The sequence below is a fragment of the Ochrobactrum sp. S1502_03 genome, assembly GCF_044435015.1.
In the GTDB taxonomy this organism is placed as follows: Bacteria; Pseudomonadota; Alphaproteobacteria; order Rhizobiales; family Rhizobiaceae; genus Brucella; species Brucella chromiisoli.
The window spans coordinates 83545-98774 of record NZ_JAYEXN010000005.1 but is presented as its reverse complement, the minus strand read 5'-3'; the positions used below and the strand labels follow the sequence as shown (position 1 = coordinate 98774).

Here is a 15230-nt window from a genome sequence, read left to right as displayed (position 1 = left end):
CCGCATGTCTTCAAACCAAAACCGGATCCCACTTTTGGGCCACCTGCTTTAGAGGCCACCTTTCCCGATCGCTGCGCTTTCAAGAACCGGACCACCCGAAAAACGAAGTTCCCCGCTTCACCTTATATGCGGGCGGACATCTAACCAAGAAAGAAAAGCTCTCTCGACAGCCTGAAGCACTGATCCTGGCCGAAGGTTTCTGCGCATGGTCCGACTGTTTGTTTACCAGTAAGCTGCTTTGATATCCTCGATTGTCCACGCACCCTTTATCGATCCAGGATTGCGCAGTCACGCAGGCGGACATTGTCTGAACGAACGACTTTTGTGATGGTTTCACAAAATATTGCTCTTGTTGCTTTGCTATGCCAATGGCTGATCGTGCCGAAAAAGGGCCGGATTGTCGAACAAGGTGATACGCAACAACTCTTGACCGACCCTCAACATGCCTACACGCGTAAACTATTAAACAACCTACCCCGCATGCCAGACGTGGATTTTCTTTGAAAAAACTCTCACTGCGCCATATGAATTTTGTATTTCCATTCAGTCCCCACTGGAAACAACCTACGATAATTCCTATGATAGAAATCCAATAGTTAAATTCCGGGGACAGTTTTGTTATTTGAAATCGTGACGGTGATATTGCTGACGGTCCTCAATGGCGTCCTTGCAATGTCGGAGCTCGCAGTTGTTTCTTCACGCCCCGCCCGATTGCGTGTGCTGGCGGATAAAGGCAGCCTCGGTGCGCGCATGGCAATCGAGCTTTCTGAAAACCCAGGCAGATTTCTGTCAACAGTCCAGATCGGCATTACACTGGTCGGTATTCTTTCCGGTGCATTTTCAGGCGCAACCCTTGGTGCACGGCTAAGTGGATGGCTGCTCAGTCAGGGTATATCGCCCTCATTCGCCGATGCTCTTGGTGTGGGTTCCGTCGTTGTTCTCATCACCTATCTGTCCCTCATCGTCGGTGAACTGGTACCAAAACAGATTGCACTGCGCGAACCGGAAGTCATTGCTAGCCGTGTCGCACCAACAATGAAGATGCTCTCAAAAATGGCAGCCCCCCTCGTGTGGCTGCTGGATAATTCTGGGCGTCTCGTGCTTAACCTTCTTGGTCAATCGGGTAAGTCCGGCGATGGTGTGACTGATGAGGAAATCAAATCCGTATTGGCGGAAGCGCAGAGTGCGGGTGTGATTGAAACCGAAGAATCGCGCATGATTGCAGGCGTGATGCGTCTGGCTGATCGCACCGCACGCGGTATGATGACACCGCGTCTTGATGTCGAAATGATCGATATTGGCGACAGTTTCGAAGAAATTTGCGATCAATTGCAGCATAGCAGCCGCTCGCGCCTGCCGGTGCGTGGTGACAATTCCGATGAAATCATCGGTGTTTTACAGGTGCGGGATTTCTTCAACCAGCTTTCCTTAAAGGGCAGCGTCAATATCCGCGACATCGTGAAGGATGTTCCGGTCGTATCTGATTTTTCGGATGCACTGGACGTTGTGGAAGCGATACGCGGCACGCCAACGCATATGGTTCTTGTCTATGATGAATATGGCCATTTCGAAGGGCTTATAACCGCTGGCGATGTGATGGAAGCCATCATCGGCGCCATGCAGGAAGACCATGTCGAGGAACTGGCCATCGTACGCCGGAATGACGGCTCCTATCTGGTATCTGGATGGATGCCGATTGACGAATTTTCAGCGTTTTTGCACTTTGAAATCGATGAAGGCACAGAATACAGCACGGTTGCCGGACTTGCTCTTGAAGAGTTCAAGCATCTGCCGGAAGTGGGCGAAACTTTCGTTAAAAATGGCTGGATTTTCGAAGTGGTTGACCTTGACGGACGACGCATCGACAAACTGCTCGTATCTGCCGAACACCCGATCAGCGAGTAATTTGAGCCTGTCTTAAGTCATCCAAAGATTGCCAATCAGGATGATCAAAGCAAACGCCCCGCCATATGCAACCCAGAACATGTCACTTTCCACGAAGCGACTGAAAGGCATTTTCTGACAATTTTTAATGAACATCGCTATACCCGCCATACGGGAAGTTTTCCTGCCGCGCATCCATTATTTAATATGATGTTAATAGTCAAGTTTATTTGACTTAATATTGGGATTGTCTTGTGAGTTCTCTAAAATGCGAGCAGCATGCAACAGGTGTGATGTTGCTGCTAAACTTTGAAAATTAAGTGTTCCGCACGATCAAAAGTCATTGCAGCATGGCCCCAATTCATGGAAAGAGTTGAGACATGATATGCTTCCTGCAACAACTCGCAGACGCCTATGTGACCTGCCAGAGCATTTCCAGCAAAAGTGCGAAGCGGTTTTGCGTTGGATAATGCGTGAAAATAAATAGATAGGGCATTTCCGATGATTAAATCAAAAAAGGAAATGCTCTAGGGACCAGTGAATGAACGAAAATTTGGTGTCTGTAGATGAGGATCAGGAGCGCGCACGCGTGGCCTGGCTCTATTTCGTCGGTGGTCAGACCCAACAGGAAATCGCGCAGCGTCTGAATATAACGCGTCTCAAGGTCAATAAGATTATCGGGCAGGTGCGCGAGTCCGGCCAGATACAAATCAGGGTCAGTCTGCCGCTTGTGGATTGTATTGAGCTCGCAGAGAAAGTTGCGGTCCGCTATGGCCTTGCGGAGGCTGTCGTTGTTCCTGATCTTGATGATTATCTGGAGCAGAAGCGTGTGATCGGCGAAGCCGCCGGCGCAATGGCCAGCGAGTTGATTGCAAACCGCGATATGGGTGTAGGGATAGCATCCGGCCGCACACTCAGCTTTGCAGTGCGCAGTCTGCGTGCGCGCCCAAAACCTGAAAGCTGGGTGGTTGGTTTGACCGGCGGTGTAACCAGCGGCTCCTCCACCAACACGTTTGAAGTCGCAACAGCCTTCGCGCGCGCGCTGGGTGTTGAATGCCACTATCTCACCGCCCCCATCTATTGTGCGAACAGAGAAAGCCGCGATGCAATTCTGCTGAGCGATGAATTGACTGACGTCCTGGCACGAACGGAAATTGCCGATATTGGTCTTGTATCCTGTGGGTCACTTACGTCCGAGACATCACTCACACACATAAGGGTCGTTAAAGATAATCTCGATGCTGTGCTGAAACTTGGCGCAGTCGGCGAGTTTCTTGGATATTTTCTGGATGCACAGGGCAAGCCGATCGACCATTTTCTCAACGATTCAATTATCGCCCTGCCGCCTGATAAGCTCAAGCTCAAGCCGGCATCCATTCTCGTCTCCGGCGGACTGAACAAAATACCCATCATTCGGGCTATTCTGCGCGGAGGCTATGTCAATCGTCTCGTTACGAATGAAGGCGTGGCCAGTGCTTTGCTGCAAGGTCCACGTTAAAGCGCAAATCGCATTCAATCAGATCGAAAACCGTCTCACATTTTTCGGGATGCGCCCCCACATCGTCCACTCCGGCTTGTCGCCCCCTACCAATCACGCGTATTTACGCTAATTAGCCATATTCAGAAAGAAACCGGTGTGTCACCGGCGAGCGTAACCCTTGCAGAAAACAATGCTGTTATAAATCCGTTTAAAGGGAACAAGAGGCAGGTTGTCATGGTGCGCAAAAAGCCGCCAAATGAAAGGCGAAGCGAAGAACGCCAGCGCACGCGCTTGCGATCCGGTAAAATCGTCGGGCTTGACGGGCGTTTCATCATCGAATGTCAGTTCAGCGATATCGCGCCCCACGGCGCGCGATTAAGAATATGTGATGTTCCCAACTTGCCAGAACGTTTCTGGCTGTTCGACGATTTCTATGGCCGTGCTTTGCTGGCGCAGATTGTCTGGCGTGAAAATCGCGAAATCGGCTTACAGTTTCAATTCAACAGCGAAATCGCCCCGTTGGATGAAGAGCGTTTAAACCAGCTTGCTGGCAAATATTATTCGCTGTGAGCGCTCGCCTGCTGCCCGGAAGGTTTAGCACTGCCACGCGTGTTCATCGCTCGGATTTCGGCTGCGGAAATATAATTGAACTGCTCAACTAGAATATCCTTGATTACCGGCTCGGGAAACCGTGAATTAATGTCTCCAATGATTGACGCGCGCACATCTTCAAAGCTGACTTTCTCAACTTCCTTCGTGTCCGAATAACTGCCGTAAAATTTACGGAATATCTCATCGGTAATGAAATATTCAAGTGGCACAGTCAACTTCTTACGGGTGTTGGAATCGACCGTATAAACCAGCTGCGTCACGACATAGCCAGCAACCGATCCCTTGGTAATGATCGGCACACTCATGACGTCGGTCTTCACATAATCAAGCCCGCCAAAGCCACCCGGCGATGCGGCCTCATCAGAGGGATCGGCACTGTTCTGCACAGCAAAATACAGTGAGCCGAAAGCAACGACGCAGATCCAGAGACCGATGACAATAATGCGGATCATCGAACATGACCAAGTCTTGCACTTTGTCGACTATAGGTGCCATCAGCGTCCTGGGTTTCAAGCGCACCGCGAATAAGATCAGCAAGCTCGCCAACGGCACGCAGATGCATTTGCAGCGCCTCGCAGTTCTTTTCAAGCTTCTGCTTGAAGCCATCAAGCAGTGGCTGAAGGCTTTTCATCATGCTGGGTCCAGCAAGGTTTGACGCCTTGGTCATCGCCTTGTTGAAATCATAAAGGCCACGGCTTTTACGTGCATTGATTTCAACGAGATCAGGAGTGCCGCCTTCAAGAAGAAGGCGCGTTTCAGCTTCAATCACGTCCTCAAGGTGTCGGATCGCCCGTACAACCGGCTTCAATGCTGCTTCCTGTTCAAGACTTTGAGCCTGGCCAGCAACAATCTGGCGCTGTTCTGGCAGACTAATTTCGGAGCTATCGGTCATTATCGGGTTCCTCAGTCATTATCTAAAGCAGAATGATATGCGCGCAAACTTAGCTGCTCGCGCTATCCTTCCTGTCGTTGTTATTTAATTGCCACTGAATGTGTTGGCGTTCAAATCCATGAACCAAATCATTCGCTACAGAGTTCCCGGCTATTGCCAGCGCAGATGCAGGTTCAAGCTGCGCCTTGCGTGTGGCCTGCTCTTCAAGCAAGCGCGCAATGCCAACACCCCCGCTATCAGCCATTTTGTTTGCCATGGCCTCCGACATCATCGACTTCCAATATTCTCCGGCGATCCCCTTACCAAAGGTGGTAGAAGCATCGCTTGTAAACATCGACTGTACAAAAGATTGCAGCATGAAAGCTTCAAACTTCCGGTAAGCGGAATTTGCCGGGTCCTGCGTTGGCGGTTCTGCCTTGGCCCCAGCGTTGAAACGATCAGCATAGCTTGAGAACCCGACCTTCGTATCTGCAACCGCGCTCAGGGATTTTAGGCGCTCTGATGCCGCGCGATAGGCTTGCGGATCAGCAGCACGCGCTACGTCCATCACCAAATCTGACACCGGATTGATCGCCATGCAATTTTTCCCTCTTCATCTCTTGATTGCACAATATCTTTTTAATCTTGACTGAAGCTTGCGGTGCAAAATGGAAATTAAAAGCGAATTACTCCGTTTTCGCCGCGGTTTTCCGGCTCAGAAATTCGTCAAGCAGCACGGCAAAATCCTTGCGCTCATTTTCTGTGCGAACGGCTTCAAGCCTTGAGGTCAAATGTTCTACCCGGCGTTGTTGTTTGAGAAGAGCACTGCGCTGGGTTTCCAGCTCCTGCTCAATGCGGTCCTGCGCCAGTGCGTTGATTCCCATCCGCTTTATCAAAAGCGCTGGATCCACGGCAAAGACGTCGCTTTCATAGCGCCTCTCCTGCATGGCGATTAGTGCATCGCGCTCTTCAATGAGCTTCACACGTCGCGCATCCGTGGCTCCAAGTGAAGCCTCCAACCGGTTAGCTCCAAGCTTTTGCAGCGCCACCAATTTGCTCAAGCTTTTTGCTTTTGTCTGCACCATATGAGCCTCAGAACAAATCACGCAAATGCGTTGCGTTTTCTTGGGTAAAAAAGTGCAGCAATTCAGGGAGGATTAAATAGACAACCAACAAACCGCCTCCCAAAACAAAGGGCATCGATACAAAATAGATCGGAATGGTCGGTGTAAGCTTGTTGATGAGGCCAATTGCAAAATTAACTAAGACGGCAAACACAATAAAAGGTGCGGCAATCCGCAAGGTTACAAGAAATGCATCGGACAATGCGTCGGTGAAATCAATCATAGCAGCATCGGGACGGAAACGCCCAGCGACCGGGATTGCCGTATAAGAATTGAGAAGCGCGCGTAAAATCTCAAGATGCATATCGGTTGCAAAAAACAAAAACAGCGCACTGAAAGTGACGATCGTTGCTAGTGCCGCCTGCGGCTCAGGCTCGGTTATCGCATCGCCAGGCGAGCCGGAATAGCCAACCGCCATGGCCATAGTATTAGCCATGAACTGCAAAGCCCAAAAATAAATATGCGCCAGAATGCCGATAATTCCGCCAATACACATTTCGCTCAGCATGAGACGAAATATGATCCAGGGCCGATCCACGTCAAAGCCCGTACCGATATTGCCAATCACAAAGGGCAACACTGAAAAGGAGCAAGCCAATGCAATAAACAAACGAATTTGCAAAGGTATGCGCGCGCTTGAAATGCCCGGCATGAGCATGATGCAGGCACCAACACGGCAAAATGCAAGCATAGCTGCAAGAACAATCTCGTTGAGCGGCAATTGTGCGATGGGCACGAGTTCTCTCCCGTCAGGAAATCGCGCCGAGCGATTTCACTTCCACACCGCGAGCAATTTCAACATGCGAAAGCACTGGCAAGGTTGCAAAGAGCCGCTCGATGATCATGCGGATATAGGGACGGGCTTCTGGTGACGACACAAGCACGAACCGCTCACCGCTCTCAAAATGCTTGCGAATAACAGCCGATGCTTCGTTGCCAAATTGCTCAAGCTGACGCGGATCAATGTCGAACTCAACGATTTCGCCTTTGTTATCACGCTTAAGGCTTTGATGGAAAACGAGATCCCAACGATTGCCAAGCCGCAGCACGTTCAGCACACCATTGTCTGAAAGATCGCCGCATATCTGCTGCGCCATTCGCATGCGCACATGCTCGACTATCATTTCAGGGCGGCGCACCAGCGGTGCAATCTCGGCAATCGATTCAAGGATGAGATGCAGGTTACGGATCGAAACTCGCTCTGCCAAAAGAAGTTTGAGAACCGCCTGAAGACCCGAATATGAGATATTTGCCGGACAAATATCTTCGAGAAGCTTGCGATATTCCGAGCCAAGACGGTCCAAAAGAATACGCATATCTTTGTAGGACAAAAGCTGAGACAAATTGTTGCGAATAATCTCGCTCAAATGGGTGAGCAAAACAGAAAGATTATCGACAGTCATATAGCGATCGCGACGTAAATCAGCTGCAAATGTTTCAGGTACCGAATAGGCCCGCATACCAAATGCCGGTTCGCGCACTTCCTCACCCGGAACGGCCGGGATCGGGCGCTCGCCCAGAACCACCAGAATTTCACCAACGCGCAATTCATGGTTCGCAACTGACGTACCATGGATCTTGATCCGGTAGCTTTTGGGCGGCAGCGAAAGATCGTCCGTGACCTTGATTTCAGGTATGACAAATCCGTATTCCTGCGCAAATTTCTTGCGCATTTTGGCGACGCGATGCGCGAGCTCCTGCTGCGATGCTATCAAGCGTGCTGAGAGTTGCTTACCCAGACAAAGTTCAATCTGGCTGGTTTCAAGCGATGCCTTAACGGAATTACGTTCCTGCTCATCAGCATCACGCTGCTTGAGCTCTGCTTGCGCAGTTTGTGCATTGCGCAATTTCGCCTGTTTGCGTGGAACCGCGATGCCCACAAAAGCCATCGCACTGCCAAGCAGGAAGAATGGAAATGCAGGAAGTCCCGGCAGAATGCCCAGAACAAACATAAGGAAGGATGCGATGAGAAGCGCTTTAGGATAAGCGCCAAGCTGTCCGAAAATAGCCTGATCGGCAGAGCCACGCGTGCCACCTTTGGAAACCAGAAGACCGGCGGCCAGCGACACAATCAGCGCAGGAATCTGCGTTACAAGACCATCACCCACCGACAGTTTTGTAAACACGTCAGCCGCTTCCGAGATATTCATACCATGGCGGGTGGCGCCGATGATAATACCACCAAAAACATTGACTGCTGTGATGATCAGTCCGGCAATTGCATCGCCGCGCACGAATTTCGATGCGCCATCCATCGAACCGAAAAACGAGCTTTCCTCTTCGAGTTCACGACGGCGATGCTGTGCTTCCTTTTCATCGATTAGACCCGATGAAAGGTCAGCATCAATTGCCATCTGCTTGCCGGGTATAGCATCAAGTGTAAAGCGCGCACCAACTTCTGCGATGCGCGTAGCGCCCTTGGTAATAACGAGAAAATTAACGATGATAAGGATCGTGAAAACCACAAGACCAATAACGAAATCGCCACCCATCACGAATTGCGAGAAGCCATCAATAACGTGGCCTGCCGCTAGGTACCCCTCGTTACCATGTGTAAGAATAACACGGGTTGTCGCAATATTAAGCGACAAACGCATCATGGTGGCAATAAGCAGAACGGTGGGGAATACAGAAAAATCAAGCGGACGCTGAATCCACAAAGAGACCATGAGGATAAGCACTGAAAAGGCAATAGAAAAAGCCAGCCCAATATCCAGAAACACCGCCGGAACCGGCAGGAAAAGCACCGTCAGAATAATGATAATACCGGCAGCCAGGCCCAAGTCGCTGCCGGTCAAAATTCCGCGTTTTGTGAAGGGCTTAGCGACTGCCTGCTGCACATCCATCTCCTGTTGTCAGATGGACTATAGAATGCGAAGCTTGCGCGAGGGCTTCGTCGCGAATTGAAAACGCGTTCGATCTGATTGAACAGCTTGATTTAAAAACCGTTTTCAATCCGCGAATAGACAAGCAATGTGAAGGCGTTGATCTGTGCACCGACAAAAGGCGCGGTCAGTGCCAGCACAACGAAGATTACGATAATCTTCGGCACGAAGGTCAGCGTCATTTCTTGAATCTGGGTCAGAGCCTGAAACAAGGCAATGCCTATGCCAACAAGCATAGCGGCAAGCACGGCAGGCCCGCTCGCCATGAGCACGGTCCAAACCGCCGAGTTAACGATGTCGAGCGCATCAGCTTCGTTCAAAGCTCTTATCCTCAGCTGATCTTGGTGCCCTGCTCAATCAGCATGGTTTTGCCGTCTTCAAGCTCTACAAGCATACCAGTCGACTGGATCGTCACGGTTTTTACGATGCCCGACACCGTACCGTTGGCACTTGTCACCGTTCTTCCAATCAATCCCTCCGCCTGTGACAGCGATGAATTGGCGATGAGCGTTTCCAGCTTGGCATTCATCTGCACAGACTGCTCGACACTTGAGAAAGTCGCCAGCTGCGAGACATATTGTGTCGCATCCATTGGTGCCGTCGGGTCCTGATTCTGCATCTGAGTAACAAGAAGTTTGAGGAATGAGTTATAATCAACGCTTGCTTTGGCAGCCGCTGAACTGCTGTCCGATTTGTTGTTCGTATTCGTATTTGCCGTGTTGTTGCCGACAGCGGATGTTGTGGTCATAGGCTTATCTCCGCAGAATTATTCGACTTGCCAACAACAGAATTCACGCTCTCAGTCCCCATCAATTCAGTCTCACGCGGATAATGCGCCCGAATGGTTTTAAGCGCTTCAAAGATACGTCCGTTGTGAACCAGCTCATCAATTTCTTTTAGAGCCTTGAGAATTGTTGCATCGGCGAAAGTCGAAAACATTCCTTTCAACATGCGCGCAAAAGCATCATGCGCCTGTTCGCGCATAGTCGGCTCGATCAATATCATCTGTGCTGCGAAATAAAGCTGACGAAGCGGGGTCGTCGTGTCTTCCGGTTGAAGCACATGATTTTCAAGCAGAAATGTCGCATCGTTGAGGAGCTCCAGCGAGACCTTTCGGTCCGTCTTCAAAACAGCGCCATTGATATAAATCTTCTCGCCAGCCCGAAGCGAAAGACGCATGGCCGACTTGGGGGTTATAGCCATTTCACAAACCATCCCGGATGGAGCGCGTGATCTCAATCAACGTGTCGTAATCATCGCTTTCACCCTGTCGAATCCGCTCGATTTCCTTGAGAATAAATATTCCCACCGAAATGATCGCAGCTTTCAATTCCTTGGGCAGCGCGTTTTCAGCCGAAGCAAGGTCGTCGATAACAGTTGTCCAGAGCCGGTTGATGAAATAGGCAGCATCAATCGCTTCATGCGAGCCTGAGCCATTCGCCTTGGCGGCCGCGAGCATGGCGATCGAGCGGTCAAACAGCATCTGCTCGCGCTCTTTGGCGCTGGCCATATCGTCATTCATGACATCTTCGTAGCGCAACTGATACATGGTTTCTCCGCTTATCATCACCCTTTTTCGGATCCCCTCATGAGACCGCAAAATGGTGTTTAGTTCTGAACGCTCTCGCGCTGCCGACCCATTACTTGAGATAATTGAGCAGGCTCATATTTTGCAGCTGAACGGTCAGTGCATAAGATGTTTCCATCTGTGTCATCAGCGCATTGACACGCACAGAAGCCTCATAAGGATCGACTTCTTCAAGATTGTTAACTGAATGGTTCAAAATCTTCTGTTGCGCCGCAATACGGGTCGTGGCTGCTGTGGTGCGCGACTGTGCCAGTCCGAGTGTTGTCTGCTCCGATGTGGTTTCGGTGACTGCCTGTGTCGTCGTGCTCAGGGCTTTAGACGTCAGAGCCTCAAAAGCCGCACTATTGAGACCGATCGTTGCGAATTCTGCAATCATAACCGCCGACATCATCGCCTTGCGAAAACCATCCGCATTTGCAGAAATCGATGTTTCAGTCGTCTCTGTTGGAGAAATGCGGCTTTTGATGACGGTGTCAGAGGCATCGGACCAATTCAGCCCCCAATTGGTATCGTTGAACTGGTCAGCAAAGTCACCATCCAGGAAGGCCTTCATTTCATCACCGGTGATGCCCACGACCTGAGCATCATCCAATGCGAAACCGAAATGATTTTTGAAAGCGTGATGAATGGCCTCTTGTGCCAAGCCACCTGCGGTATAATTAGAAACCGGCTTTACATCTGTATTCACGCCGGAAAAAATATACTCGCCATTATAGCTTGTGTTCAAAAGACCGGTGATTGAATCCAGCATCGCGCGGGCAGATTTTGCAGCGGTCGCAACACTTTCTGGCGAATTGCTGGCACCTGTCAGATCACCCAGAAAATTCTGCGCTTTCTCGATGATGGCTGTGGTGGCGGTCTGCGTGGTGGCCATGCGCTGCTGAACAAGCTTGTTCATATCGGTGAGCACATCCAGACGATCATATTCCTTACGCAAGGAAATTGTCTGGCCGGATTTTGCACCCAAGGCAAGCCCCACATCAAACACAGTTCCGGTCGTCGCCTCTTGCCGTGCTTTGACGAGCTGCGCCTTATTCTGGCTCACCAGAGCTTTAAGAGCAGCAGACGCGCCGTAAGTCGAGATAGATTGCGCTTTCATGAACTTCACACCGCTTTAATGAGGTCATCAAGCATGGCATTGATCGTCGTCAACACCCGGCTTGATGCCTGATAGGAATGTTCCAGATCGAGAAGCAGAGCCATTTCAGTGTCGATATTAACACCATTGGCATTGGACAGCGCCTGATCCGCCTGCTTTGCTACAGTCTGATTATACGAAAAGCTTGTATTCGCGGCCTGACGTTTGCTTTCCAGCCAGCTGATCGAAGACGCGCTGTAATCAATCAGACTTGATTCCGAGTTCAGCCCGGTCGAACCACTAAAACTCGGTCGCTCGCTGAACGCTTCATTCAAAGCGCGAAGCCTGTCGCTAAAACCAGCCGCACTATCAAGATTGTAATTGTAGTTAGCGCCATCACGCAGCAACAGTGCGTTGCCACCTGCAGATGCTATAAATGCTGAAGACACTTTGATCGTACCAGCCAGGCCCGATAACAAGCCTGCGCCCGGGACCGCCGGCGACCCTGACCAGCTGAACAAGCCCGTCTTCGCTGCGCCACCGCCACCACTCTGATCGCTCTCAGCAAATATACTGATCAGACTACGCGCAATTTCATCGAGCTGCATCTGATATTGCGGTGCGATCTGGTCACGTAGCTGAAGAAGACCGCTCAAGCGGCCCGTGCCAAAAGGCTGGTCGAACGTGTCATGTGTCAATGGCACGCCATCGACCAGAACCGTATTCCCAGCGGCACCGGCAGAAAGACCTTGAGAGGTTTCAAAGCTCACTTTTCGTGCTGTGGTCTCAAACAAAGTCACGCCGTTTTCAGCAAAAATGACCATGTCATTATCGCCGCGCATCATCGTCGTGATGCCAACCTCGCCCGAAAGTTGCTTGAGCAAGGAATCACGCTGATCAAGGAAATCAGAAATGTAGTTACCAGCACGCGTGCCGCTCAAGATCTGCTGATTGACCTTTTCAAACTTAGCCAGCACATCATTAATGCTTGCCACTGAGTCCGTAATCTCTGCATCAGCATCATTGCGTAGGGTCTGGATCTGCTTCGTCCCATCGTTGAGTGCATTGGCAAGCTGCTCTGCGGTGGAGACAACGCTGTTACCGAGTGCGGCGTTTGCGGGCGTAGCTGCAAAAGTCTGCAGGGCATCACGGAGATCACCAATGAGAGCCGATGGTGAGGCGGAATAATTATCCGCCGAATAAAGCGATGAGAGGCGGTCGAGGCCTCCGGCAAGAATGGATGAAGACGACGACGCACTGTTAGACTGCATGAAGCGGTTGAGAAGCGCAGTATCTGCAGAACGATTTATATTCACATAAAGCGACCCATAAGGGCCAGAGACGAGAGAAGCGGTGCGGCGCGAATAATCCGTATCGTTTACCCCTGCAACATTGCGAGAGATAACCGAGGTCTGCTTGGACGTGGCCGCAAGCGAACTTTTGGCTGTCAGTAGAGCAGAACTAAGTGACATTTTATCCCCATTTACTACCCCCGTAGCGCCTCGCGTCCATAAGGACAGAAAACAGCCACGACCAATTAATAAATTCTCGAACCCGACCTTCGGTCATGCTTCAGCCGCTTGTTGCGGAGCGGCTATTTTTCCCAGGTTTATTCTTCGGGAAATCATTTCGTTTAGCGTTTCAGATTAACCAGAACATCCATAAGTTCGGAACCGGTCTGGAAGACTTTCGAATTGGCAGTATAGCTTCGTTGCGCTTCGATCATATCCGTGAGTTCCTGTGCAATATCAGCCTTGGACTCTTCAAGTGAACCCGACATAACCTTGCCAATTCCGCTGCTTTGCGGAAAGCCAAGAGAAATTTCGCCGGATTCAGCACTGGCAAGAAAAACGTTGCCGCTCACAACAGTCATACGGTCGGGGCTTGGAACTTTGGCCAGTGGAATCCGCCCAAGAATGACTTGCGAACCATTCTCATAGATACCGACAATAGAGCCATCACTGGCCACATCGACACTCTTCATTGAGGACTTGGCCTGACCATTGATAACAGCCTCAGAAATTGTGTACTCACCTGAAGCCTCCTTGGAAGCCCCAAGATTAAGGCTGAGCGCTGAACCGTTGTAACCTGTAAGATCAACGCTCACCACACCGCCAGCAACCAGATCTCCGTTGGCAGGATCAAATTCAAGGCTCGTTGTTCCGACTTCCACCCCATCGGCGGCATTCTTGACCGAAACATCCCAGTTGTTATCCGCAGACTTTGTAAAATAAACGTCCAGCGTAATCTTTTTACCCTGAGAATCATAAGAGATCAGAGACGTTTTATGATTAAATTCGCCTGCCGCAGGAACCTGTCCATTCAACGGTAAACTAACCGTAAATGTGCCAGATGTGCTGGCCTGAGCCTCCAGATCCGCAGCATTGGCATTAATCCTTTCAAGGCCCGCGATGGTCAAGCCACCGGCGCTTTCATCGGGACCTGCGCCCAGAAGATAATATCCAGCTGTATTGACAAGATAGCCGTCTTTGTCGGGTACAAACGAGCCAGCACGCGTGAGGTAACTGGTTCCATCCGCGCCCTGCACAACAAAAAAGCCGTTTCCATCAATTGCAAGGTCGGTTCTTGAAGCGGTCGACCTTATTCCACCCTGATCGGATATGCCGTAACGAACGTTGGTCAGAACGCTACCGGAATTATACTGACCGGCAGTGCTTGGCAGCACAAGTGAGGAAAACTGTGTTTCAGCGCGCTTATAGCCAACGGTGCTGGCGTTTGCGATGTTTTCCGCAACCGCCGAAAGGCGGTTAGCCTGCGCATTCATGCCTGAAACGCCGGTGCGCATCATACCGTAGAGGCTCATTGGCAGCTCCTGAGAAATTATCAACTCGCAACGAGGCTAACGGGCGACGCTTGCGTGAAACTGTCGTCTTGGCATTTAGAACATTTCTTTTTTAAGTTGGACCGTTAGAAATGCTCTATCTCTTTGTTTTCACGCGCATCTCGTTCCGAAAACCGGTTCCCACTTTTCGGGATGCGCTAGGGAGGATATGCTTATTCGATGTTGATGCAGTAGCCTAAGAAGCGCTTGGAATCGATCGGATCGAAACCAAGCTTCTCGCGCAGTTTTTTGCGCAGCTTACTGATATGGCTTTCAACGACATTCTCTTCGACTTCACTGTCGAAAATGCCATAGATTGCGTTGAAAATCTGGGTCTTGTTAAGACGACGGCCTTGATTGGCAACCAGATATTCCAGAATGCGGCGCTCACGACGTGGCAAAATAAAATCGATGCCATTGACCTGTGGGTCACGGCCATCAGAGAACACTTTGATTGGTCCAAGCTCTGTGCCATCGTCGTCACTTGAACCTGCGATGCCTATTCTGCGGCGGATCGCATTGATGCGCGCGAGAATTTCTCGCACATGAACCGGCTTGCGGACAACATCATCAACCCCAGATTGAAAAAGTTCTAACGTATGCTCAAGAGATGGGCGATCATTAACCGCTATCACCGGGGCTTTGCACCGTTCACGAATAAGGGAGGGAAGACCGCTTTGACCAGCGCATTCACCAATCAAGAATGCCTCGACAGCCATAATGTCATGCTGTGGTACAGTTTCAACCCAATCGTTGAAATCACATGGACGAAACCCCGTCGTCGTGATGCCCTCTCGGCCGAACCAGGAGGAGTACCCCTCGGTCACAAGTTCGCGCTCATCTACGACTACGATCATCGGCCCGCC

General features: G+C 50.6%; 18 protein-coding genes. 4 read left to right on the top strand and 14 right to left on the bottom strand.

Features of this window, described 5'->3' with window-relative positions:
* Positions 1-303 precede the first annotated feature (303 nt).
* From VBH83_RS06180 to VBH83_RS06165, 4 genes are all read left to right on the top strand, one after another.
* Positions 304-504 (top strand): hypothetical protein, encoded by a 201-nt coding sequence (locus VBH83_RS06180; RefSeq protein ID WP_265985068.1) that lies wholly within the window; start codon positions 304-306, stop codon positions 502-504.
* Positions 505-615: 111 nt separating this feature from the next.
* Positions 616-1905, top strand: a complete 1290-nt coding sequence (locus tag VBH83_RS06175; RefSeq protein ID WP_265985067.1) for a hemolysin family protein — start codon at positions 616-618, stop codon at positions 1903-1905.
* Positions 1906-2425: 520 nt separating this feature from the next.
* Positions 2426-3382 (top strand): sugar-binding transcriptional regulator, encoded by a 957-nt coding sequence (locus VBH83_RS06170; RefSeq protein ID WP_265985066.1) that lies wholly within the window; start codon positions 2426-2428, stop codon positions 3380-3382.
* 216 nt (positions 3383-3598) lie between these two features.
* On the top strand, positions 3599-3934 hold the full coding sequence (locus VBH83_RS06165) for a PilZ domain-containing protein (protein WP_265985065.1): 336 nt from the start codon (positions 3599-3601) through the stop codon (positions 3932-3934).
* On the opposite strand, the gene VBH83_RS06160 is transcribed toward VBH83_RS06165, so the two are convergent.
* From VBH83_RS06160 to ftcR, 14 genes are all read right to left on the bottom strand, one after another.
* Positions 3922-4428, bottom strand: coding sequence for a hypothetical protein (locus VBH83_RS06160; RefSeq protein ID WP_265985064.1), 507 nt, complete (start codon positions 4426-4428; stop codon positions 3922-3924). The two genes, VBH83_RS06165 and VBH83_RS06160, sit on opposite strands and share 13 nt — an antisense overlap.
* Positions 4425-4868: a flagellar protein FlgN gene (locus VBH83_RS06155; RefSeq protein ID WP_265985063.1), complete on the bottom strand. Its 444-nt coding sequence runs from the start codon at positions 4866-4868 to the stop codon at positions 4425-4427. The genes VBH83_RS06160 and VBH83_RS06155 overlap by 4 nt, the downstream gene beginning before the upstream one ends.
* Before the next feature lie 49 nt (positions 4869-4917).
* Positions 4918-5445, bottom strand: a complete 528-nt coding sequence (locus VBH83_RS06150; RefSeq protein WP_396996785.1) for a rod-binding protein — start codon at positions 5443-5445, stop codon at positions 4918-4920.
* A gap of 88 nt (positions 5446-5533) precedes the next feature.
* Positions 5534-5932, bottom strand: a complete 399-nt coding sequence (locus tag VBH83_RS06145) for a hypothetical protein (protein ID WP_396996783.1) — start codon at positions 5930-5932, stop codon at positions 5534-5536.
* Between the two features lie 7 nt (positions 5933-5939).
* Positions 5940-6707: a flagellar biosynthetic protein FliR gene (fliR, locus tag VBH83_RS06140; protein ID WP_265985060.1), complete on the bottom strand. Its 768-nt coding sequence runs from the start codon at positions 6705-6707 to the stop codon at positions 5940-5942.
* Between the two features lie 13 nt (positions 6708-6720).
* Entirely contained in the window at positions 6721-8817 is a 2097-nt protein-coding gene (gene flhA / locus VBH83_RS06135; protein ID WP_265985059.1) for a flagellar biosynthesis protein FlhA, read from the bottom strand.
* A gap of 92 nt (positions 8818-8909) precedes the next feature.
* Positions 8910-9176, bottom strand: a complete 267-nt coding sequence (fliQ, locus tag VBH83_RS06130) for a flagellar biosynthesis protein FliQ (RefSeq protein WP_265985058.1) — start codon at positions 9174-9176, stop codon at positions 8910-8912.
* Between the two features lie 11 nt (positions 9177-9187).
* The gene (gene flgD / locus VBH83_RS06125; RefSeq protein WP_265985057.1) at positions 9188-9604 is read right to left on the bottom strand and encodes a flagellar hook assembly protein FlgD; all 417 of its coding nucleotides are present in this window, start codon (positions 9602-9604) and stop codon (positions 9188-9190) included.
* Positions 9601-10059 carry a flagellar biosynthesis repressor FlbT gene (gene flbT / locus VBH83_RS06120; protein ID WP_265985056.1) on the bottom strand — a complete coding sequence of 153 codons (459 nt, stop codon included), beginning with the start codon at positions 10057-10059 and terminating at the stop codon, positions 9601-9603. The genes flgD and flbT overlap by 4 nt, the downstream gene beginning before the upstream one ends.
* A gap of 1 nt (position 10060) precedes the next feature.
* The gene (gene flaF, locus VBH83_RS06115; protein WP_265985055.1) at positions 10061-10405 is read right to left on the bottom strand and encodes a flagellar biosynthesis regulator FlaF; all 345 of its coding nucleotides are present in this window, start codon (positions 10403-10405) and stop codon (positions 10061-10063) included.
* A gap of 91 nt (positions 10406-10496) precedes the next feature.
* The gene (locus tag VBH83_RS06110) at positions 10497-11543 is read right to left on the bottom strand and encodes a flagellar hook-associated family protein (protein ID WP_265985054.1); all 1047 of its coding nucleotides are present in this window, start codon (positions 11541-11543) and stop codon (positions 10497-10499) included.
* Between the two features lie 5 nt (positions 11544-11548).
* Positions 11549-12994, bottom strand: coding sequence for a flagellar hook-associated protein FlgK (gene flgK / locus VBH83_RS06105; protein WP_396996779.1), 1446 nt, complete (start codon positions 12992-12994; stop codon positions 11549-11551).
* Between the two features lie 161 nt (positions 12995-13155).
* Positions 13156-14346, bottom strand: a complete 1191-nt coding sequence (locus tag VBH83_RS06100; protein ID WP_265985052.1) for a flagellar hook protein FlgE — start codon at positions 14344-14346, stop codon at positions 13156-13158.
* 191 nt (positions 14347-14537) lie between these two features.
* Positions 14538-15221, bottom strand: coding sequence for a flagellar transcriptional regulator FtcR (gene ftcR, locus VBH83_RS06095; protein WP_265985051.1), 684 nt, complete (start codon positions 15219-15221; stop codon positions 14538-14540).
* Between the last annotated feature and the right edge of the window lie 9 nt (positions 15222-15230).